Source organism: Streptomyces sp. NPDC026062 (assembly GCF_055568375.1).
The window spans coordinates 21005-42373 of record NZ_JBVHOQ010000025.1; the positions used below are offsets into that span (position 1 = coordinate 21005).

The 21369-nt window shown below is 71.7% G+C and carries 19 protein-coding genes; 9 read left to right on the forward strand and 10 right to left on the reverse strand.

Features of this window, described 5'->3' with window-relative positions:
• Positions 1 to 144: 144 nt before the first annotated feature.
• Positions 145 to 1077 carry a LysR family transcriptional regulator gene (locus ACZ4LX_RS22590; protein WP_467648043.1) on the reverse strand — a complete coding sequence of 311 codons (933 nt, stop codon included), beginning with the start codon at positions 1075 to 1077 and terminating at the stop codon, positions 145 to 147.
• 70 nt (positions 1078 to 1147) lie between these two features.
• Between ACZ4LX_RS22590 and ACZ4LX_RS22595 the strand changes: the two genes are divergently transcribed.
• On the forward strand, positions 1148 to 2296 hold the full coding sequence (locus tag ACZ4LX_RS22595; RefSeq protein WP_467648040.1) for a TDT family transporter: 1149 nt from the start codon (positions 1148 to 1150) through the stop codon (positions 2294 to 2296).
• A gap of 48 nt (positions 2297 to 2344) precedes the next feature.
• On the opposite strand, the gene ACZ4LX_RS22600 is transcribed toward ACZ4LX_RS22595, so the two are convergent.
• The 3 genes from ACZ4LX_RS22600 to ACZ4LX_RS22610 form a co-directional block, all read right to left on the reverse strand.
• On the reverse strand, positions 2345 to 2890 hold the full coding sequence (locus ACZ4LX_RS22600) for a helix-turn-helix domain-containing protein (protein ID WP_467648037.1): 546 nt from the start codon (positions 2888 to 2890) through the stop codon (positions 2345 to 2347).
• Between the two features lie 169 nt (positions 2891 to 3059).
• Complete coding sequence (locus ACZ4LX_RS22605) at positions 3060 to 5696, reverse strand: ABC transporter permease/substrate binding protein (RefSeq protein ID WP_467648031.1); 2637 nt, start codon at positions 5694 to 5696, stop codon at positions 3060 to 3062.
• Entirely contained in the window at positions 5689 to 6753 is a 1065-nt protein-coding gene (locus ACZ4LX_RS22610) for a quaternary amine ABC transporter ATP-binding protein (RefSeq protein ID WP_467648143.1), read from the reverse strand. Before ACZ4LX_RS22610 ends, ACZ4LX_RS22605 begins: the two co-directional genes overlap by 8 nt.
• A gap of 319 nt (positions 6754 to 7072) precedes the next feature.
• Between ACZ4LX_RS22610 and ACZ4LX_RS22615 the strand changes: the two genes are divergently transcribed.
• Together ACZ4LX_RS22615 and ACZ4LX_RS22620 are read left to right on the forward strand one after the other, a co-directional pair.
• A complete protein-coding gene (locus tag ACZ4LX_RS22615) occupies positions 7073 to 7981 on the forward strand; it encodes a 5'-3' exonuclease (protein WP_467648139.1) in 909 nt (302 codons plus the stop codon).
• An 80-nt stretch (positions 7982 to 8061) separates the two neighbouring features.
• Positions 8062 to 8904 (forward strand): siderophore-interacting protein, encoded by an 843-nt coding sequence (locus tag ACZ4LX_RS22620; protein ID WP_467648027.1) that lies wholly within the window; start codon positions 8062 to 8064, stop codon positions 8902 to 8904.
• A 103-nt stretch (positions 8905 to 9007) separates the two neighbouring features.
• On the opposite strand, the gene ACZ4LX_RS22625 is transcribed toward ACZ4LX_RS22620, so the two are convergent.
• Positions 9008 to 9646: a MerR family transcriptional regulator gene (locus tag ACZ4LX_RS22625; protein ID WP_467648023.1), complete on the reverse strand. Its 639-nt coding sequence runs from the start codon at positions 9644 to 9646 to the stop codon at positions 9008 to 9010.
• 165 nt (positions 9647 to 9811) lie between these two features.
• Here ACZ4LX_RS22625 and ACZ4LX_RS22630 point away from each other — a divergent pair, with 165 nt between their 5' ends.
• The 4 genes from ACZ4LX_RS22630 to ACZ4LX_RS22645 all read left to right on the forward strand — a co-directional run bounded on the left by ACZ4LX_RS22630 (position 9812) and on the right by ACZ4LX_RS22645 (position 12826).
• Entirely contained in the window at positions 9812 to 10732 is a 921-nt protein-coding gene (locus tag ACZ4LX_RS22630) for a hypothetical protein (protein WP_467648136.1), read from the forward strand.
• Positions 10729 to 11202 (forward strand): ABA4-like family protein, encoded by a 474-nt coding sequence (locus ACZ4LX_RS22635; protein WP_467648019.1) that lies wholly within the window; start codon positions 10729 to 10731, stop codon positions 11200 to 11202. The genes ACZ4LX_RS22630 and ACZ4LX_RS22635 overlap by 4 nt, the downstream gene beginning before the upstream one ends.
• 281 nt (positions 11203 to 11483) lie before the next feature.
• The gene (locus ACZ4LX_RS22640; RefSeq protein WP_467648016.1) at positions 11484 to 12068 is read left to right on the forward strand and encodes a sigma-70 family RNA polymerase sigma factor; all 585 of its coding nucleotides are present in this window, start codon (positions 11484 to 11486) and stop codon (positions 12066 to 12068) included.
• On the forward strand, positions 12065 to 12826 hold the full coding sequence (locus ACZ4LX_RS22645) for an anti-sigma factor (protein ID WP_467648009.1): 762 nt from the start codon (positions 12065 to 12067) through the stop codon (positions 12824 to 12826). Before ACZ4LX_RS22640 ends, ACZ4LX_RS22645 begins: the two co-directional genes overlap by 4 nt.
• 238 nt (positions 12827 to 13064) lie before the next feature.
• Here ACZ4LX_RS22645 and ACZ4LX_RS22650 read toward each other — a convergent pair whose 3' ends face one another.
• The 5 genes from ACZ4LX_RS22650 to ACZ4LX_RS22670 form a co-directional block, all read right to left on the reverse strand.
• Positions 13065 to 13871: a DUF1295 domain-containing protein gene (locus ACZ4LX_RS22650; RefSeq protein ID WP_467648005.1), complete on the reverse strand. Its 807-nt coding sequence runs from the start codon at positions 13869 to 13871 to the stop codon at positions 13065 to 13067.
• Complete coding sequence (locus ACZ4LX_RS22655) at positions 13868 to 15259, reverse strand: class I SAM-dependent methyltransferase (protein ID WP_467648001.1); 1392 nt, start codon at positions 15257 to 15259, stop codon at positions 13868 to 13870. Before ACZ4LX_RS22655 ends, ACZ4LX_RS22650 begins: the two co-directional genes overlap by 4 nt.
• Entirely contained in the window at positions 15256 to 16479 is a 1224-nt protein-coding gene (locus ACZ4LX_RS22660; RefSeq protein ID WP_467648134.1) for a class I SAM-dependent methyltransferase, read from the reverse strand. The genes ACZ4LX_RS22655 and ACZ4LX_RS22660 overlap by 4 nt, the downstream gene beginning before the upstream one ends.
• A 131-nt stretch (positions 16480 to 16610) precedes the next feature.
• Positions 16611 to 17336 (reverse strand): DUF1365 domain-containing protein, encoded by a 726-nt coding sequence (locus tag ACZ4LX_RS22665; RefSeq protein WP_467648130.1) that lies wholly within the window; start codon positions 17334 to 17336, stop codon positions 16611 to 16613.
• Positions 17330 to 18604 carry an NAD(P)/FAD-dependent oxidoreductase gene (locus tag ACZ4LX_RS22670; protein ID WP_467647998.1) on the reverse strand — a complete coding sequence of 425 codons (1275 nt, stop codon included), beginning with the start codon at positions 18602 to 18604 and terminating at the stop codon, positions 17330 to 17332. The genes ACZ4LX_RS22665 and ACZ4LX_RS22670 overlap by 7 nt, the downstream gene beginning before the upstream one ends.
• A gap of 175 nt (positions 18605 to 18779) precedes the next feature.
• Between ACZ4LX_RS22670 and ACZ4LX_RS22675 the strand changes: the two genes are divergently transcribed.
• Both ACZ4LX_RS22675 and ACZ4LX_RS22680 read left to right on the forward strand, forming a co-directional pair.
• Complete coding sequence (locus ACZ4LX_RS22675; protein WP_467647995.1) at positions 18780 to 20420, forward strand: molybdopterin-dependent oxidoreductase; 1641 nt, start codon at positions 18780 to 18782, stop codon at positions 20418 to 20420.
• 219 nt (positions 20421 to 20639) lie between these two features.
• The gene (locus ACZ4LX_RS22680) at positions 20640 to 21290 is read left to right on the forward strand and encodes a fasciclin domain-containing protein (protein WP_467648124.1); all 651 of its coding nucleotides are present in this window, start codon (positions 20640 to 20642) and stop codon (positions 21288 to 21290) included.
• The last annotated feature ends 79 nt before the right edge of the window (positions 21291 to 21369 follow it).

Genomic DNA, 21369 nt, shown 5'->3' on the forward strand with positions numbered 1-21369 from the left:
ACGCGCTGGACGGCCCGGGACGTATTGAGCGCCGCCATGTGGTGCCGGCGGACGCCGGTGGCGGGCGGGTGGATCACGGTTCTCCTTGCCGCCCCGCCGGAGGGACGGCCACCGTTCTGCCGGTGCGCCGCAGACCCGTGCCCCTCAGTCGCCGGCCGGGCTCGACCGTGTCAGGGAGAGCAGGTCGCGGGCCGGGCCCGTGGGGCGGTGGCCCGCGGGCCAGACGGCGCGGAGCTGGCGGCGCAGGCGGACCCCGGCGATCGGGACCTTGAGCAGGCGCCGGGCCGAGAGTTCCTCGCCGAGGGCCAGTTCACTCAGGACGCAGGGCCCGGCGCCGCTCTCCGCGGCACCCTTCACCGCCGTGGTCGAGGAGAGTTCCAGCAACGGCGGGCCCAGTCCGCCGTGGACGGCGAGGGCGGCGTCCAGGACCTGTCGGGTGCCGGAGCCGTGCTCGCGCAGGATCAACGGGGTCGCGGCCAGTTCCTTCGGGGTCAGCGGGGTGCGGCGGCGGGCCCAGGCATGCGACGGGGCGACCACGACGACCAGGCGGTCATGGGCGATGACGGTGCCGTCGAGCCCTTCCGGGACGGAGAGCCCCTCGACGAAGCCGAGATCCGCCTCGCCGCTGAGCAGCCTTCGCGCGACCACCGCGGAGTTTCCGGCGAGCAGCGACACGGCGGTGTCCGGGCGTTCGCCGCGCAGAGCTATCAGCCAGCCCGGGAGCAGGTACTCGGCGATGGTCATGGAGGCGGCGACCCGCAGCCGGGAGTCGCGGCGGTCGCGCAGCGCCTGGGCGCCCGCGTCGAAGGCCTCGGCCGCCTCGACGACGCGGCGCGCCCAGTCGGTGACGAGCGCACCGGCGTCGGTCAGCCGGGACCCGCGGGGCGAGCGGTCGAGGAGGGCGAGGCCGAGCTGCCGCTCCATGGAACGGATGCGGCTGCTGGCGGCGGGCTGGGTGATGCCGACGTCCCGGGCGGCCCGGCCGAGGCTGCCGTGCCGGGCGACGGCGAGCAGCAGCTCCAGCGCGCCGAGATCGGGCACCCGGTGGGACAGCGGTGCGGGAAGATCGCTGGACATAAGTCCACCTTATGACCTCATAGGGCGGGACTCCCTGGTGGGGCACGACCAGGGTGCCGAGAATCGTGGCATGGCCATCTTTCCGCAGACCCACACCCTTCCCCGGTACTCCGGCACCACCCGGTGGCCGGCCCTGAGGCACCTCGGTCCCAACTGGTACGCGGCCGTCATGGGCACCTCGATCGTCGCGAGTGCGGGTGTCGCCCTGCCCGTGCACGTTCCCGGTCTGCGGGCGGCCTGCACGCTGGTGTGGGTGCTCGCCGCGGTCCTGCTCACCGCTCTGCTGGCCGCCCGCGCCGGGCACTGGGCCGCACACCGCGACCAGGCCCGCGCCCATCTGCTGGACCCGGCGGTCGCCCCGTTCTACGGCTGTCTCTCGATGGCGCTGCTGGCTGTCGGGGGCTCCGGAATGGTCGTCGGCAAGGACCTGATCGGGCATGCGGCGGCGCTGGCCCTGGATGTGCTGCTGTACACCGCCGGCACGCTGACCGGAGTGGCCGCGGCCGTGGCGATTCCGTATCTGATGATCGTGCGCCACCGGCCGGATCCCGGGACGGCGTCCCCGGTGTGGCTGCTGCCGGTGGTGGCACCCATGGTGTCCGCCGCGCTCGGTCCGCTGCTGGTGCCGGAGCTGCCCGAGGGGCAGTGGCGGGAGGCGATGCTGCTCGCCTGCTACGCGATGTTCGGGCTGAGCCTGCTGGGCACGCTGGTGATGCTGCCGCTGATCTTCGGCCGTCTGGTCCACCGGGGCCCGCTGCCGCTCGCGCTGACGCCCACCCTGTTCCTGGTGCTCGGCCCGCTGGGCCAGTCGACGACCGCGGTCAACGCGCTGGCCGATGTGGCGCCGGGTGCGATCCAGGCACCGTACGCCTCGGCGCTCGGTGCGTTCGCGGTGCTGTACGGGGTGCCGGTCATGGGGTTCGCCCTGCTGTGGCTGGCGCTGTCCGTCGCCATGGTGGTGCGGGCGGTGCGGGGCGGGATGACCTTCGCCATGACGTGGTGGGGCTTCACCTTCCCCGTCGGTACGTGTGTGACGGGTGCGGCAGGTCTGGCCCGCCACACCGGTCTGACGGCGTTCACCTGGCTGGCCGTCGCCCTGTACGTGCTGCTGGTGGCGGCCTGGGCCGTGGCCGGGGTGCGTACGGTGCGCGGGCTGCTGAGCGGGGTGCTGCTCGCGCCGCCGCAGGTGCCCGCGCGGGCGCCGGCCCCCGCCGCCTGAACGCCGCCCGAGCCCCCGCCTCCTGGGCGGGGCCTCCCGGGTGGGGCCTCAGCGCCGGGGGTCGAACGTGGCGTCGATGTGCTCGGCGACCGCGACGACCAGCAGCCGGGTGCCGGGGACGGTGGCCCGCCAGCGATGGCGCACCCCGCCCGAGAGGAACAGCGTGTCGCCGCGCTCCAGCCGGTAGGCCTGCCCCTCGGCCTCCACCTCGGCCGCGCCCTCCGCCACGTACATCACCTCGTCGTTGCGGTGCTGGAACTCCTGCCCGAGGTCGAGCTCCCCGGTGAACTCCAGGGCACTGAGCTGATGGCGGCCGCGTACCACCCTGCGTACCCCGTCCTCCTCGCCGCCGCGCACCACATCGACGGCGCGCGCCGAGTCCGCGGCGGCGCGCAGGCGTGCGGTGGTGGTCTCCAGGGCTTCGGCGACCCGGTCCAGGGAACGTGCGCTGGGTCTGGCCCGTTCGTTCTCGATCTGGCTGAGAAACGGCACGGACAGACCGCTGCGTGCGGCGACCGCGGCCAGGGTGAGTCCCAGGGATCTGCGCTGTCGGCGGACCGCGGCGCCCACCCGGAGTGTTTCCTTGTCGTCCATGTCCGGCTCCCTCCCGACTCGCCATCCTTCCGGTTGCGAGCACCTTACGCACTCCGTTGGGCGAGGTCGGCGGGGAAAGAGCCGTCCGGACAGCCAGGAAGGGGCGGGCGCCGCCGTCGGCGGTGCCCACCCCTTCCGTGCCGCCGCCCCTGTGGGGCCGCCGGCGCTGTTACTGCTGAGGAGCCATCTTGTCCGCGATGCCCGGATTCTCGTCCATCCAGGCCTTCACGGCCTCCTCCTCGTGTCCCGCGCCGCGCTTCTGGATCTGGTTCTCCAGGCCCGCGAGCTGGTCCTCGCTGAGCTTGAAGTCCTTGAACCACTTGGTCAGCTGCGGGTAGTTCTCCGGGAACTCCTTGGAGGCGATGGTGTGCAGCCGGTCGCCGTCGCCGAAGGCCTTCTTCGGGTCCTGGAGCTTGGTCATGCTGTACTCGCTGTAGGCCCAGTGCGGGGTCCACAGCATGACGGCGATGGGCTCCTTCTTGGCGTACGCGCGCTTCAGCTCGGCCAGCATGGCCGGGGTGGAGCCGTCGACGACCTTGTACTCCTTGTCCAGGCCGTAGCTCGGGAGCACGTTCTTCTTGAGGTTCTCCATCGTGGCGGTGCCGGGCTCGATGCCGATGATCCGGCCCTTGAACCGGCTGCTCTTGCCCTTCAGATCCGCCAGGGACTTCACGTCCTTGACGTAGTCGGGCACCGCGATCTCAAGTGACGTCGGGCCGTACCACGAGCCGAGGTCGGTCAGCTTGGACGCGTACTTGTCCCAGTAGTTCTTCTGGGTGTACGGCAGCCAGCCGTCGAACTGGACGTCGAGCTGGCCGCGGGACATCGCGGCGTACATCGGGCCGACCTCGAACTGCTTGAGGTTGATCTTGTAACCGCGGTCCTCCAGGACTGCCTTCCACAGGTACGTGGCGGCGATGTCCTCCTCCCAGGGGAACCAGGCCATCTCGATGGCACGGTCGCGCTCGTCCTTGCCGTCGGCGGTGCCGGAGGCGGCGGCCTTCTTGACCGGGGTCCAGGTGTCGGCGACGCCCGGGTTGGCCTTCAGCCAGGTGCGGACGGCCTCCTGCTCCTTGCCGGAACCGCTCTTCTGGATCTGCGCCTCAAGACTGGTGAGCTGGTCCTCGGTCATCTTGAAGTTCTTGAGCCACGTGCCGACCTCGGGGTTGTCGGCCGCGAAGCCCTTGCGGGCCAGCGTGTGGATGCCGTCGCCCTTGCCCCAGAGGTTCTTGGGGTCCTTGAGCTTGGTGAGTTCGTACTGGTTGTAGGCCCAGTGCGGCGACCAGAGGGGAACGACGATCGGTTCCTTCTTGGCGTACGCGCGCTTCAGCTCGGCCAGCATGGCCGGGGTGGAGCCGTCGACGACCTTGTACTCCTTGTCCAGGCCGTAGCCCGGCAGGATCTTGTCCTTGAGCAGACCCATCTCACCGGCGCTCGGCTCGATGCCGACGATCCGGCCCTTGAAGCCGGACGCCTTGCCCTTCAGGTCGTCGAGCGAGTCGAGGCCCTTCATGTACGAGGGAACGGCGAGCTCCAGCGACGTGGGGCCGTACCAGGAGCCCATGTCCTCCAGGCGGTCCTTGTACTTCTTCCAGTACGCGGCGTGGGTCACCGGCAGCCAGGAGTCGGTCTCGAAGTCGATCTGACCGCTCGCCATGCCGGTGTACAGCGCACCGGCCTCGTACTGCCTGGCGTCGACCTCGAAGCCGCGCTGCTCCAGCAGCTCCTTCCACAGGAAGGTGGAGGCGATGCCTTCGTCCCACGGGATGTAGCCCATGCTGATCTTCTTGCCGGCCCCGACGTTCTTCGGGTCGGAGCTCGCGGTGTCGTCCGTGTCCGAGGAGCCGAACAGTCCCATGCCGCCTGCGACGAGGGCGAGGACGACGATGCCGACCACGGCGACGACGGGCTGCGGGCGGTAGTTCCACACCTTGAGTCCGCCGGCCAGCGACTGCGCCTTGGCGAGTGCGCGGCGGGCGAGCGGGGAGACCTCGCGGCCCAGGGCGCTGGTCATACGGTCCAGGTACATCGCCAGGACGACGATGGAGACACCGGCTTCGAAGCCGAGGCCCACGTCGACGTTGCCGATCGCACGGTAGACGGAGCCGCCGAGGCCGCCGCCGCCGACCATGCCGGCGATGACCACCATGGACAGGCCCAGCATGATGACCTGGTTGATGCCCGCCATGATCGTGGGCAGCGCGAGCGGCAGCTGCACCCGCAGCAGGATGCTGCGTGACGTGGTGCCGAAGGCCTCGGCCGCCTCGACGAGTTCGCCGTCGACCTGGCGGATGCCGAGCTCGGTCATCCGGACGCCCGGGGGCAGCGCGAAGATGATGGTGGCGATGATTCCGGGGACGACGCCGACACCGAAGAAGATGACGCCGGGGATGAGGTAGACCATGGCGGGCATGGTCTGCATGAAGTCGAGGACCGGCCGGATCACCGCGCTGACGGTCTTCGAGCGGGACGCCCAGATACCGAGGGGGATGGCCAGGACCAGCGTCACGATGGTCGCGACGAGTACCAGGGTGAGGGTGTCCATCGCCTCGTCCCACAACTCGACCGAGTCGATGAGGGCGAAGCCGACGAACGCGAGCACACCGGCGAGCAGGCCGCGCAGCCACCAGGCGATGACGGCGACGATGCCCGCGAAGAGCAGGGGGGCGGGGGCGGAGAGCACGGCGGCTATGCCGTCGAACATGCCGCTCACGACGGAGCTGATGGCGTCGAAGAGCCAGGCCAGGTGGGTCTGGAGCCAGTCGACGGCCGAGTCGACCCAGTCGCCGAGGTGGAGCCTAAACATTGGCCACCTTCTTCAGCGAGTCCGTGGCGTCCTGGGGAGCCTCGGCAGGGGGCATCGGCTCACCGAGCACAGCGAGCAGCCGGGCCCTCGGCACGACGCCGACGAGCTTGCCCTTGTCGTCGGTCACCGCGACCGCGACACCGCTCTGCGAGCAGGGCGTGAAGAGTTCGATGATCGGGGTGGACTCGACGACGCTGGCCGGGGCCTCCCGCAGGACGTCGGCGGGCGTACGCAGTTCCCTGCCGTCGTCCGTCGTGGTGCCCATGACGGTGTGCGGCTCGGCCATGACGGCGCCCGCGGTCAGGACCCGGGCGCGGTCCACGTCCTGGGTGAAGGACGCGACGTAGTCGTTGGCCGGGGTGACGAGGATGTCCTCGGCGGTGCCGAGCTGGACTATCTCGCCGTCGCGCATCACCGCGATGCGGTCACCGAGGCGCATGGCCTCGTTGAGGTCGTGGGTGATGAAGACGATGGTCTTCTTCAGCCGCTTCTGCAGCTCCAGGAGCTGGTCCTGCATGTCGCGGCGGATCAGCGGGTCGAGTGCGCTGAAGGACTCGTCCATCAGAAGCAGGTCGGCGTCGGTGGCGAGCGCGCGGGCCAGGCCGACACGCTGCTGCATACCGCCGGAGAGCTCGTCGGGCCAGGAGTTCTCCCAGCCGGCGAGACCGGTCAGCTCCAGTGCCTCGGCGGCGCGGCGGTTGCGCTCGTCGCGCGGCACGCCCTGGACCTCCAGGCCGTAACCGGCGTTCTCCAGGACACTCCGGTGGGGGAAGAGCGCGAAGTGCTGGAACACCATGCTGATCTTGGTGGAGCGGACATGGCGAAGCTGTGCGGGGCTCAGGGCGGTCAGGTCCTGGCCATCGAAGAGCACCTTGCCGGCCGTGGGCTCCAGCAGCCCGTTGAGCATGCGCAGCAACGTGGACTTGCCGGACCCGGACAGACCCATCACGACGAAGATCTGGCCCGGTTCCACGGTGAACGATGCGTCGATCACCGCTGCGGTCGTTCCGTCTGCGCGCAGCTCGTCGCGGTCCGTGCCGCTCTCCAGCTTCTGCACGGCTTGATCGGGTCGTCTGCCGAACACCTTGTACAAGTGCTCGGCTTGCAGCCTTGACACATACACCTCACGCGTTGAACCGAGAACGGTCTGCCACCCCCTCCGGCAGACCGTGGAGCGGTGCGGATTCGGTCCGCATGGCACGTGCACTAGTTGAAAATGCGACGTGATCCGCTCCGATGCCGCGCCTGCCCTCACTTACACGTGGCAAACACAAGAGTGACCCAGGTCACAGAACTCCGGCCGCCGTCCGGGAACCGCGTCCACGGCGGCCACTGTCGGCGGGGTGCGGCATCATCGGGGTGTGACGCGACGCCTGATGCTCCTCGACACCGCTTCCCTCTACTTCCGCGCCTACTTCGGAGTGCCCGACTCGGTGCGCGCACCGGACGGGACACCGGTCAACGCCGCGCGTGGGCTGCTGGACTTCATCGGCCGGCTCGTCCAGGACCACCACCCGGACGATCTGGTCGCCTGCTGGGACGCGGACTGGCGGCCGCAGTGGCGGGTCGACCTGATCCCCTCGTACAAGGCGCACCGCGTCGCGGTGGAGACCGGCGCGGGCCTGCCCGACGAGGAGGAGACGCCCGACACACTGGCCCCGCAGGTACCGGTCATCGCGGACGTCCTCGACGCCCTGGGCATCGCCCGGGTCGGTGTCCCGGGATACGAGGCCGACGACGTGATCGGCACACTGACCGGCCTGGCGACCGGCCCGGTCGACATCGTCACCGGCGACCGGGACCTCTACCAGCTGGTGGACGACGCCCGCGAGGTGCGGGTGCTCTACCCGCTGAAGGGCGTCGGCACCCTTCAGGTGACGGACGAGGCCTGGCTCCGCGAGAAGTACGGGGTGGACGGCTCCGGTTACGTCGATCTGGCACTGCTGCGCGGCGACCCGAGCGACGGACTGCCGGGCGTTCCCGGTATCGGCGAGAAGACGGCCGCGAAGCTGCTGGACGCGTTCGGTGACCTGGCCGGGATCATGGCCGCGGTCGACGACCCGGCCGCCAAGCTGACGCCTTCGCAGCGCAAGCGGCTCGACGAGGCGCGTGCCTACGTGGCCGTCGCGCCGACCGTGGTCCGGGTCGCCGGCGACGTTCCGCTTCCGGAGTTCGACCCGACGCTGCCCTCCGAACCGCGTGACCCCGCGACGCTCGAAGCGCTCGCGGACCAGTGGGGCCTGGGCGGAGCGCTCCAGCGCCTGCTCTCCACACTTGCCGCCTGAGATGTTAGGTTAGGTAACCCTAAGGCCGTAACCCCTTGCATGGGCCACCGGTCCGGCACCCGGAGCAGGGAGACAACCTCGTGGCAGAACGACCGGCGCGGCAGGCGCCCACAGCGCAGGGTGCGCAGGTCCTGCGCACCGAGCAGATCACCCCGCACATGATCAGGGTGGTGCTCGGCGGTGAAGGTCTCACCGACTTCACGCTGTCCGGCTTCACCGACCACTACGTCAAGCTGTGCTTCGCCCCCGAGGGCGCCGAGTACACACATCCCTTCGACATGGCCCGCATCCGCGAGGAGTACCCGCGCGAGCTCTGGCCCACCACCCGCACCTACACGGTGCGTTCCTGGGACCCGGCCGCCCGGGAACTGGCGATCGACTTCGTGGTGCACGGCGACGAGGGCCTCGCCGGACCGTGGGCGGCGCGCGCGAAGGAGGGCGACCAGGTGACCTTCCTGGGCCCCGGCGGGGGTTACGGCCCCGACGCCTCGGCCGGCTGGCATCTTCTGGTGGGCGACGAGAGCGCGCTGCCGGCCGTCGCCGCGGCACTGGAGCAGATGCCCGCGGGCGCGGTGGTCCACGCGTTCATCGAGATCCCGGACGCCTCCGAGGAGCAGAAGATCGCGTCGCCGGACGGCGTCGAGGTCACCTGGCTGCACCGGGGCGAGCGCCCGGTGGGCGAGGCGCTCGTCGCCGCCGTGAAGGGGCTGGAGTTCCCGGCGGGCGACGTCCAGGCGTTCGTCCACGGCGAGGCCGGCTTCGTCAAGGAGATCCGCCGTCATCTGCGGCTCGACCGGGGGATCCCGCTGCCGCAGCTGTCGATCTCCGGCTACTGGCGGCTCGGCCAGAACGACGACGCCTGGCGTTCGGTCAAGCGCGAATGGAACGAGCAGGTGGAACGCGAGCAGGAGGGCGCCGCGTAACCGTCCCCCCGGCAGCCGCGCCGTGCCCCGGTCCACCGGCCGGGGCACGGGCATGTGCCCCCACGGCCGCCGGCCGGCCGCGGCCGGACCGGACACCGCCGGCTCAGCCGTCCGCGTCCTCGCCGAACGCCCGCACCGAGGCGTCCACATGCGCGAGCCGTCGCAGGGCGGCGAACATCGCCTCACCGAGCACCGTGCCGACGACCACGCTCTCCACCAGGTCCTCGCGCGCCCCATGGCGCCCGACATAGTCGAGGTCGGCCCGCGCCACCTGCTCGGCGGCAGCCGCGTAGTCGTCGAGGAGTCCGGCGAAGCCGCCGTGGCCGGCCCGGCGCAGCGCCACCAGCACCTCGGCCAGGGACTCCCCTCCGGGGCTGCGCGCCCCGGACTTCCAGCCCCGGCGCTCCAGCAGTTCCGCCACGTCCTCGCGGGCGTCCTCCAGCTCGGGCCCGGCATCGTCGCCCCGTGACGGCGCCATGCTCTTCGCCGCCACGCCCAGCACGTCGTGTACGGACAGGTCCGGGTCCTCCATCGCCCGCAGCACCTCGCCGATCGCCGACAGCGGGAGCCCTCCGACGTCCAGCAGGGCGCGGATCAGCCGCAGCCCGCGCTCGTGCCCGTCGTCGTAACTGGCCTGGTTCGGGCTGGTCAACTGCCCGGCAGGCAGCAGCCCCTCCCGTACGTAGAACTTGATCGTCGCTACCGGAACCCCGGACCTGCGGCTCAACTCACCGATGCGCAAAGCGTGTTCTCCCTCAATCCACTTGCCGCCACGCACCCCATCATAGATAGTTCCACTATCGGATAGCGGTGAGTGCCGCTATCCATAATGTTGTCATCATCTCTGGGGGATCTCATGCCGCAATGGCGCACCTGGCACCGCCCGTTAGTCCTCTTCGCCGCCGCCATGGCCGTGATGACGGTCGTCTCGGGCGTGGGCCTCCTGGTCGACGACCGGGTCCTGGCCGGCTCGGCGATCTGGTTCAAACCCTTCAAATTCGCGGTCTCGTTCGTGGTGTACGCCCTCGCGCTCGCCTGGATGCTGACGCTGCTCACCCGGGGCCGGCGCGTCGGCCGGTGGGCCGGGACCGTGGTCGCGCTCTCCGGCTTCGTCGAGATGGCGATCATCACCGGGCAGGTCGTCCGGGGGAAGCGCAGCCACTTCAACCAGGCGACACCGTTCGACGCGTCGCTGTTCGCCGTGATGGGCGCCACCGTGGTCATCCTGTGGGCCGGCACCCTGGTCATCGCGATCCTTCTGACGCGCGCCCGCATCGCGGACCGCGCCGCCGCCTGGGCGATCCGTTCGGGTGTGCTGCTGGCCCTGGTGGGCGCCGGTTTCGGCTTCCTGATGACGCGGCCCTCGAAGGAGCAGCGCGCGGCCGGGAACCTCGACACCGCCGATGTGGTCGGCGCGCACGCCGTGGGCGTCCCTGACGGCGGGCCCTCGATGCCGCTCACCGGCTGGTCGACGACCGGCGGCGATCTGCGCATCCCGCACTTCGTCGGGATGCACGCGCTCCAGCTCCTCCCCCTGTTCCTGCTCGCGCTGGTCGCGCTGGCGCCGCGTTTCGCCCGGCTGCGCGACCCCCGGGTCCGGCTGCGCCTGGTGCGGGTCGCCTCCGGTGCCTACGCGGCGGTCACCGCCCTGGTCGCCTGGCAGGCGCTGCGCGGCCGGCCGCTGATCCACCCGGACGGCGCGACCCTCACCGCCGCGGCTCTCGTCCTGGCCGCCACCGCCGCCGGTGCGTACGGCGCGCTGCGACCGCGCTCCGGGACGCACACCGCACCCGCCTCCCCCGCCTTCGAGAAGGAGCTCGTGTCATGACCGGTGCACTCTTCGAGATCTCGTTCGTGCTGGCCGCGCCGTTCTGGCTGCTCATGATCTTCCTGCCCGGACGGGCCGTCACCGCACGGGCAGCCGCCTCGCCCCTGACGGTCCTGCCGGTGCTCGCCGTCTATCTCGCGATGGCCGTTCCGGTCCTTCCCGAGCTCTGGACCGCGGTGAGCAGCCCGGACATCGACACGTTCCGGGAACTGACCGCGCTGGCGAACGGGGCGGGTGCGGTGTGGGCGCAGGTCATCGCCTGGGACCTGCTGCTGGGCCAGTGGATGTTCCTGGAGAGCCGCAGGCTCGGGTTCTCGCCGTATCTGATGGGTCCGCTGCTGGTGCTGACGATCCTGCTCTCGCCCTTCGGGCTGCTGCTCTTCCTGGCACTGCGCGCGCTCCGGCAGCGCGGAGACCGGCCCGGAAACGGACTCCCGGACCGGGCGGACGGCGTGGCTGCGAACCGGTGAGACGACGCCGGCCGGCACCACGACCCGGCCGGCCGGTCCGGCGTCCCGGCATCACCCGGCCCCGGATGATGCCGTGCGGCGCGTACTCGGAGCAGCGCCCGGCCGCCGCACGCCCGCACCTCCACATGGCCGCGCTTCTGCGGGTACACCCGGCCGTGCCTCTCCGGAGTCCGTAAGGATTCCGCCCTCGCTCTGGAAGGATTCCGCCCTCTGACCAATCCGCGCCGCCACCGGCTCCGAACCACCCCGGAGAACGATGAGCACCCTGGAAGGAAGCCCGTGTGAAAGAAGCCGTGCACATCAGCGGACTCGCCTCGGCGGGGCCCGATCTCCAGGAGCTCATGGGGATGGTCGCCCGGGGCGATCAGGATGCCTTCTCGCAGGTGTACGAGGCGGTCTGCGGGCCGGTGCTCGGACTCGTACGCAGTGTTCTGCGCGACCCCGCCCAGTCGGAGGAGGTCGCGCAGGAGGTGCTGGTGGAGGTGTGGCGTACGGCGTCACGCTTCCAGGCGGCCCGGGGAAGTGTCATGAACTGGGTGCTGACGCTGGCTCATCACCGCGCGGTGGACCGGGTGCGCTCGGTGGAAGCGGCGACGGCCCGTGAGCACAAGGCCGCGCTGCTCGACCGCACCCCCGCCTTCGACGAGGTCACCGAACAGGTGGAGAGCCGGCTGGAGCAGGAGCAGGTACGCCGCTGCATGCGGACCCTGTCCGAGCTGCAACGGGAGTCCGTCACCCTGGCGTACTACCGCGGGCTGACCTATCGCGAGGTGGCGGAGCTGCTCGCGGCACCGCTCGGAACCGTCAAGACCCGACTGCGCGACGGTCTGATCCGGCTGCGCGACTGCCTCGGAGTGGGCGCATGAGAGACGCCGGACTGCACACACTGACCGGCGCCTACGCCCTGCACGCGCTGCCGGAGTCCGAACGCCGGGAGTTCGAACGCCACCTGGGCGACTGCGAGGCCTGTTCCGTCGAGGTGCGTGAGCTCTCGGAGACCGCGACCCGGCTCGGGCTCGCCGTCTCCGTCACGCCGCCCCGGGAACTGCGTGAGCGGGTCATGCGGGAGGTCGCGACCGTACGTCAGGAGCCTCCGTCCGGTGGCCGCCGGGCACGCACCAGGCCTCTCGGCCGCGCCGCCCCGTGGCCGAGGCTGGCGCTCGCCGCGTGCCTGGCGGCGGCCGCGGGTTTCGGCGGGATCGCGGTCTGGCAGAACCAGGTGGCCCGGGACGCCCAGCAGGACGCCCGCGACACCCAGCGGCAGAACGATCAGCTCGCGCAGGTCCTCGCGGCACCCGACGCCCGGTCGCGGTCCGGGGCCCTGAAGGACGGCGGGAAGGGCACAATCGTGGTGTCCAGGAGCCGGAACCGCGCCGCGTTCCTGGCCGCGGAGCTTCCCGGGGCGCCTGCCGGCAAGGTCTACCAGCTGTGGTTCGACGACGACGGCACGATGCGCTCCGCGGGCCTGATGCCTCCTACGGGCCCCTCGTCGAAGACGTACGCGGCTCTGCTGGACGGACCGGTGGACGACGCGACGGGCATGGGCGTGACCGTCGAACCCGCGGGCGGGTCGGCGCAGCCGACATCGGCCCCGCTGGGGCTGATAGTCCTGCCGTCGGCGTGAACGAGCGCCCGTCCGCATGATCGGCGCCGGGCGGGGCACCCGTGGTGAAGCGACCGGTACGGCCGCACGCGTCATGAAGTGACCGGTACGGCCGCGCGTGCGGGCCCTGACGCAGTGGTCACCGTGGCTCACGCCGGGTCGGGTCGTCCCGGCGGGCCGTGGCCATTTCGCGGTGTTCGCCCCTGCTCCGCCGTTGGGAGGCGGCGGAGCACGGGGCACACTGCCCCGGGCGGATCGCTCAGCGACGCGGGCGCGGGGGACGCGGGAAGAAGCCGCTGGTGCGGGCCTTGTACGCGGCGAAGCCCGGGCGTTCGGCCATATGCCGTTCCAGCAGCGCCTTTCCGCTGCCGCCGATGAGCAGAAAGCTCATCAGGACAGGTGCCACCAGGGTCGCGGCGGCCGCCCCGGGTGCCTGGCACACGATCAGGAACAGGCCCCACCACACACAGAAGTCGCCGAAGTAGTTGGGATGCCGGGTCCAGGCCCACAGGCCTCGGTCCATGATCTTCCCCCGGTTGTCCGGGCCGGCCCTGAACCGCGCCAGCTGACGGTCCCCCACCGCTTCGAAGGCCAGCCCCGCCGCCCACACTCCCGTACCGGCCCAGGCCCATCCCCCGGCGGAGCCGGTCAGATATCCGGCCGCCTGCACCGGGAGCGAGATCAGCCAGACCAGGGCGCCCTGGAGCAGATACACCTTCCGCAGGGCGTACAGACGCGGGTTTCCGGGCGCCTTGGCGAGCATCGCCGCGTACCGGGGGTCCTCGCCGTGGCCGCGGCCCCGGCGGGCGATGTGCCAGGCCAGGCGCAGCCCCCACACGGCCGTGAGCACGGTGACCAGGAGGCGGCGGGTGCCGTCGCCGTCCGATGCCGACACGCCGAACGAGACGAGGGCCACGGCGGTGAATCCGAGGCCCCAGGCGACATCCACGACCCGGTGCACACCCTTGCGCAGCGCGACGGCGAAGGTGACGAGCATGACGGCGAGGGCGGCGCCCGCACAGGGCACGAGGCCCTGGGCGAACCCCGCCCATGCGAAGCCGCTCATCCCGCGTGTCCGGCCGTCGCCCCGTCGCGCGCGGCCGGCACCCCGCCCCGTGCGGCCGGTGTTTCGGCCGGAGCCGCGTACCAGCCGTTCCGGGTGCCCGGCATCCCGGCCGAACCGGTCGGCTCCGGACGTACGCAGAGAATCTGGTCCACGCCCATCCGCCGTTCCTCGAACGCGAGGGCTCCGCCCGCCAGATAGAGGCGCCACACACGCACCCCCTCCTCGCCGACAAGGCCCGTGAACTCCTGGTGGTGCTCCTCCAGCGTGCGCCGCCACGCGTCGACGGTCCGTACGTAGTGCTCGCGCAGCCCCTCGACGTCCCGCACTTCGAGACCGGCGCCCTCCAGCAGCGCGACCGTCTCTCCGAGCGGGCGCATGTGCATGTCGGGGGCGATGTACGACTCGATGAACGCACCGCCGCCGGGGGCATCGCGCCCCCGCGACATCTGCTGGACGAGCACCCTGCCGCGAGGGCGCACCATGGTGTGCAGCGTGCCGGCGAAGGCCGGGTACTGCGCGTCCCCGACGTGCTCACCCATCTCGACGGTGGACACCGCGTCATAGCCGCCCTGGTGGCCCGGCGCCGCCGCGATGTCGCGGTAGTCGCAGCAGCGGACCTCGACCAGGTCCCCGAGGTTGCGTTCGGTCACCTGGTGGCGGACGTAGGCGGCCTGTTCCCGGGCGAGGGTGACGGCGGTGACGCGGACACCGTGCCGCTGCGCGGCGTACAGGGTCAGCGATCCCCAGCCGCAGCCGATGTCCAGCAACCGGGCGCCGGGGCGCAGTCCCAGCTTGCGGCAGATCAGTTCGAGCTTGTCGCGCTGCGCGTCCGAGGGACCGTAGCCGGGGGCGTCACTGGTCCAGTAGCCGCAGGAGTAGGCCATCGTCTCGTCGAGGAGCAGCGCGTAGAAGGCGTTGGAGAGGTCGTAGTGGTGGCTGACGGCGGCCCGGTCACGGTCCTTGCTGTGCGGTACGCCGCGGAGTCCGGCACGAGCGGCGGGCACCGGTGGCCGGGGGCCGACGACGCCCATGCGCAGCGCGGTACCGAGGGCCCGCAGCCGACTGCCGGCGCCGGGGCGCGGCGGACGCAGCCCGCGCTCACGCACCGCGTGGCGCATGGCCCGCAGCCCGGTGGCGAGGTCTCCCTCGACATCGAGGTCACCGGTGATGTAGGCCTCGGCGAGACCGAGTTCGCCCGGCGCCCACAGGAGTCTGCGCAGTGCCCGGCGGGAGCGGACGTGAATCAGGGGGCCGTCGGCGGCGCCCGTCTCGCTGCCGTCCCACATCCGTACCCTGACCGGGAGTTCACCGCCGAGCAACTGCTCGGCGAGGGGTTCGACGCGTTGTGCCGCGCCGGGGGCGGCGGTCTGCCTGGCGGTGGGTGTCATCGGGCTGATTCCTGACGGGTCAGCAGCATCTGCTGCACATTGAGGTAGCCGGAGCGGAATCCCGCTTCGGAGTAGGCCAGATAGAAGGTCCACATCCGGCGGAAGGTGGCGTCGAAGCCGAGCGCGTCGACGTCGGCGGCCCGTTCGGTGAAGCGTTCCCGCCACAGCCGCAGGGTCTCGGCGTAGTGGGTGCCGAAGGCGTCGCGGCGGTCGACCCGCAGGCCGGTGTGTGCGGCGGTGACCTGTTCGACGGCCTCGACCGACGGGAGGAGCCCGCCGGGGAAGATGTACTTCTGGATCCAGGTGTAGGTGTTCCCGCCGGCGCGCATCCGGTCGTCGGGCATGGTGATGGCCTGGAGGGCGATCCGGCCGCCGGGTGCGAGCCGCTGTTCCAGGGTGCGGAAGTAGACCGGCCAGAACCGCGCGCCGACCGCCTCGATCATCTCGACGCTGACGACCGCGTCGTACTCCCCGTCGATGTCCCGGTAGTCGCGGAGCCGGACGTCGACGCGGTCCTCGGATCCGGCGTCCCTGATCCGGCGGCGGGCCAGCTCCTGCTGCTCCCGCGACAGGGTGACGGAGACGACCCGGGCGCCTCGGGCGGCGGCCCGGATCGCCAGCTCGCCCCAGCCGGTGCCGATCTCCAGAAGTGCGGTGCCGGGTCCGACGGCGGCGAGGTCCAGCAGCCGGTCGATCTTGCGGTGCTGGGCGGCAGGCAGCAGGGACTGTTCGGCGGGGAAGCCGCGGAAGAGCGCGGAGGAGTAGCTGAGGGTCTCGTCGAGGAAGAGCCGGAAGAGCTCGTTGGAGAGGTCGTAGTGGTGGCTGATGTTGTCGCGGGCCCCCTGGCGGGTGCCGAGCTGTCCGGCGGGCCGGCGCCGGGCCCAGATGCCCCGCAGCCGCTGGAGGGGCTGCGGGATCAGGGTGGTGACCTGGCCGGCGAGGACGGTCAGCACGGCCACCGGGTCGGGTGCGTCCCACTCCCCCGCCATGTACGACTCGCCGAAGCCGATCAGTCCGTCGGCCCCGATCCTGCGGAAGAACGTGGCGGGATCGCGGACGTCCATCAGCGGGCCGCCGAGGCCTAGGTCCGCGCGGCCCGCCAGCCGGACCTGGAGCGGGAGGCGGCCCAGCGCGTGGACGACGAGCCGCTCGGCGACGGCGGTACGCAGCCGGGAGCCGCGCGGCGGCCGCACGATGTCGGGCCAGCGCCCGGGGTCGATGGTCCCGGTGGCGCGCGCGGGAGGCGAGGCGGAGGGGGACGGGGAACGGGAGGAGTCGGACGTGAAGTCGGACGTCGCATGGGACGCGGAGTCGGACGTGGCATGCGGCACGGAGTCGGACGTGGACACGGTCACTGCATTCCTTCCTGGGAACGGTGGTGCGGGCGGGGCTGTACGGGCAGTCCGCGCAGCAGCAGGCGGATGCCGTGCCACCGGATGGCGGCCGAGACGGCGGCCGTGGACCAGGGGTGGAGCAGCGCCAGCCGGAGCAGCGCACGCGGAGTGGCCGGGCGGCGCACACCGCGGACCGTGGCGGCGAAGGGCCGGATACCGCGGCGCTCCAGACGCACGGTCAGGTCGAGCCGGGCCCCCGGCTCGGGGAGCCGCATCCGGTAGGAGCCGTCGACGTCGAAGAAGGGCGAGACGTAGAACTCCTTGCCGGTGGACGCCCTGCCGTCCGCGTCCGGGCGCAGCAGGTAGCAGTGGCGTTCGCCGTACGTGTTGTGGACCTCGGCGACCGTGCAGAGCGGGCTGCCGTCCGCGCGGCGGCACCAGTAGACGGTCAGCGGGTTGAAGACATGGCCGAACACCCGGGCCTGGGTGAGCATCCGCACGGTCCCGTCGGCGAGGTCCAGGCCGTTGGCGGCCAGGAAGCGGCTCAGACCGGCCCGGATGGTCGGGGCCGTGCCGCCGAAGTGGTCGCGCGGGTCGAAACCGGCCAGGAAGCGCAGCGGGGCGGGCAGCGGCGGCGGCCCGTCGGGGTCGATCAGCCACAGGTAGGTGCGGTGCCGGAACGCGTACGTGCTGGGCGCGGTCCGCACGTGGACGATCGTGCAGGGGTAGAGGGCGTTCACCAGTCCACCCCCAGGGCGGCGGCGGCCTCGGCCCCCGAACGGCAGCCGTCCTCGTGGAAACCCCAGCCGTGGTAGGCCCCCGCGTAAGCGGTGACCGGGCCGGACAGGGCGGGCAGCCGGGCCTGCGCGGCCACCGACTCCGGGGTGAAGACGGGGTGTTCGTAGACCATCCGGGCGCGGACGAGGCCGGGGGCGACACGGCCGGCGCCGTTCAGGGTGACGACGAAGGTCTCGGGGGCGTCGAGCCGCTGGAGCCGGTTCATGTCGTAGCTGACGGTGACGTGTCCGGCGTCGGCCGAGCAGTCCGGCATCAGGTAGTTCCAGGAGGCGCGGGCGCCTCGGGCGCTCGGCAGCAGCCGGGCATCGGTGTGCAGCAGGGTGGGGTTGCGGGAGTAGTGGAAGGCGCCGAGGGTGCGGCGTTCCTCGTCCGTCGGGTCGGCGAGGATGCGCAGTGCCTGGTCGGGGTGGGTGGCGATGACGACGGAGTCGAACGCTTCCGTGGTGTCGTCGGCGGTGACGAGGTCGACGCCGTCCGCGTGGCGGCGCACGGCACGGACCGGGGTCGCGGTGCGGACGGCGGAGAGCTGCTTGGTGACCCGTTCGACGTAGGCGCCCGATCCGCCGGTGACGGTCCGCCACACCGGGGAGCCGCCGACCGCGAGCATCCCGTGGTGGTCGAGGAAGCGGAAGAGGTAGCGGGCGGGGTAGCGCATCGCGGTCACCGGGTCGCAGGACCAGACGGCGGCCACCACGGGGGTCAGGAAGTGGGCGGTGAAGTACGGGGAGAAGCGGCAGCGGGCGGCGAAGTCGCCGAGCGTCATCGTGTCCGCGTCCGGGCCGCCGTCGGCCAGGAGCCGGCGGGCGGCCCGGTGGAAGCGGGGGACGGCGGCCAGCATCCGCAGATAGGAGGGATCGCGGACCGTCGCCGGCCGGGCGAGGAGACCGGCCGGGCCGCGGGCGCCCGCGTACTGCAGGCCGCATCCCTCGCACCTGACGGACATGCTCATCTCCGACTCCTGTGTCGGGACGGCGAGTTCCGCGAAGAGCCGCAGCAGATGGGGATAGGTGCGCCGGTTGTGCACGATGAAGCCGGAGTCCACGCGGTGGACGCGGCCGTCCGAGGCGGGGAGGTCATGGGTGTGCGCGTGGCCGCCCACCCGGTCGTCCGCCTCGAACAGCGTCACGTCGTGGGTGGTGCGCAGAATGTGGGCGGCGGTCAGTCCCGCCACCCCGCTCCCCACCACCGCGGTGCGTTGCCGTCTGCCTGTCATACCGATCCGTTCCCTCCGCCTGCCGGCGCCCCTCGCCGCTCGCGCCTTCACGTGTGGGCGGCGATGCCTTACGGCTGTGGTTCGTTACCGGTCGCACTGCGGATTGGCGGGGACCGACTCTCATCCGTTCGGGTGACAGAGCAATCCACCGGGCATCCGGCGCCGAATGCCGGATGTGAGTGAAGACCGGAACGACACACGGAACGGGGCCCCGGCGCCCCGGCGGTCCCGCTGGGCACGTACCGCCCTCGCCGCGCTCAGCGGTGTGATCGCGGGGTTCTGCGCCCTGGCCGTCTCCGAGCTCGTGGCGGGGGTCGTCCGTCCCGAAGCGGGTCCGGTCGCGGCGGTGGGCGGCGCCGTGATCGACCGCACTCCCCCGGCGCTGAAGGACTTCGCCGTACGGAACTTCGGCACCAACGACAAGCTGGTGCTGGAGCTCGGCATTCTGGTCCTGCTGGCGGTCTTCGCCATGGCGGTCGGAGTGCTGGCGGCACGGCACCGGCCGGCCGGCTCCGCCGCCGTTCTGGTCTTCGGTGTGATCGGGGCAGTAGCGGCGGCCGGACGGCCGGAGGGCCACCCGTCCGACGCCCTGCCCTCGGTGGTGGGTGCCGTGGTGGCCGCGGGAGTGCTCTATCTCCTGGCCGGAAGGCTGCCTCCGGTTCCCGGTCCCTCTCCCGAGGCCGGCGACGAGGCCGGCGACAGCGGCGGGGGGCCGGACCGCGGCACCTTCGACCGCCGGGGCTTCGTCATCGCGGCGAGCGCGGCCGCGGCGGCCTCGGCCGGTGCCGGGCTGCTGGGGCGGCAGCTCACCTCCGCCGTCCAGGCCGGGGCGGAGGCCTCACGGCGTGACCTGACGCTGCCCGCACCCGCCTCCGCGGCACCTGCGGTACCGGCGGGCGCCGATCTGGGCATCAGGGGTCTGAGCTCGTTCATCACCCCGAACAAGAGCTTCTACCGGGTGGACACGGCCCTGGTCGTACCGCGCGTCGACGCGGGCGAATGGCGGCTGAGGATCCACGGCACAGGGGTGAGGAAGCCTCTCGCCCTCAGTTTCCAGGACCTGCTGCGCCGGGAGATCATCGAGCGCGACATCACCCTGACCTGCGTCTCCAACGAGGTGGGCGGACCGTATGTCGGCAACGCCCGGTGGATCGGGGTCCGGCTGGCAGATCTGCTGCGCGAGGCGGGGGTGAGGCCGCCGTCCGGCGGTGGACCCGCCGACCAGATCGTGGCGCGTTCGGTGGACGGTATGACGATCGGCACACCGGTCGAGGCCGTCATGGACGGGCGCGACGCGCTGCTGGCCCTCGGCATGAACGGCGAACCGCTGCCCTTCACTCACGGCTTCCCGGTCCGGATGGTCGTCCCCGGCCTGTACGGATACGTGTCGGCCTGCAAGTGGATCAAGGACATCGAGCTCACCACGTTCGCCGACTACGACGCCTACTGGGTCAAACGCTCCTGGTCCGCGCAGGCGCCGGTCAAGACCGAGTCGCGGATCGACACCCCCCGCCCCTTCGCCTCCCCGAAGGCCGGCACCCTTCCGGTCGCCGGCGTGGCCTGGGCCCAGCACCGCGGCATCCAGCGGGTCGAGGTCCGGGTGGACGGCGGGCCGTGGCACACCGCGCGGCTGGCGGCGGAGGACAGCCCGGACACCTGGCGCCAGTGGGTGTGGGAATGGCCGGCCACCCCCGGCAACCACACCCTTGAGGTCCGCGCGACGGACCGTACCGGTGCCACCCAGACCGGCCGGCGCGTCGGCACCGTCCCCAACGGTGCGACCGGCTGGCACTCGGTGGTGGTCGACGTGTCCTGATCAGACGTCCCACACACCACGTACGGAACAGGACGTCCCGCGCACACCCTGTGCGGAACAAGACGTCCCACACACCACGTACGGAGCAAGGCGTCCCCGCGGACTCCGCCTGGAACAGGACGTCCCATGCGCTCCGTACGGAACATCCCACCCGCTCACACCATGAAGCGACTACCCAACGTGACCATTACGTCACTTATTTCCGACCAGGAGAACACCATGAAGGTCATCCACACCCGTCGCGCCGCCGTCGCACTCTGCGCGGCGGTCCTCCTGCCCGTGGCCCTGACGGCCTGCTCCGGCGAATCGAAGGAGAGCACGTCCGGATCCTCCGCGGGTTCCGCGAAGGCATCCGGCGCGGCCTCGGCCTCCACCGACGCCACGATGCCCATGGACGAGCCCTTCGGTACGGCCTGTTCGACCGTGCCGAAGAACGGCTCGGGCTCCTTCGACGGCATGGCGAAGGACCCGGTGGCGACAGCGGCCTCGAACAACCCGGCGCTCTCCACCCTGGTCACCGCGGTCAAGAAGGCCGGCCTGGTCGACACCCTGAACAGCGCGCAGAACCTTACGGTGTTCGCCCCCACCAATGACGCCTTCGCCAAGGTCCCGAAGGCCGACCTGGACAAGCTGCTCGCCGACAAGGCCGCGCTCACCAAGGTCCTCACCTACCACGTGGTCGGCCAGAAGCTGACGCCGCAGCAGCTGGAGAAGGGGTCCTTCGACACCCTGGAGAAGGGCCCGCTGACGACGTCCGGCTCCGGCACCGCGTACACCGTGAACGGCTCCTCGAAGGTCGTCTGCGGCAATGTCCAGACCGCCAACGCGACGGTCTACATCGTCGACACGGTGCTGATGCCCGCCCAGTAGCGGCCCGTCCCCGCGGGGCCGGACGGTCGGGCGGGGCCGGACGGTCGGGCGGGGCCGGACGGTCACGCCCCTCGGCAAC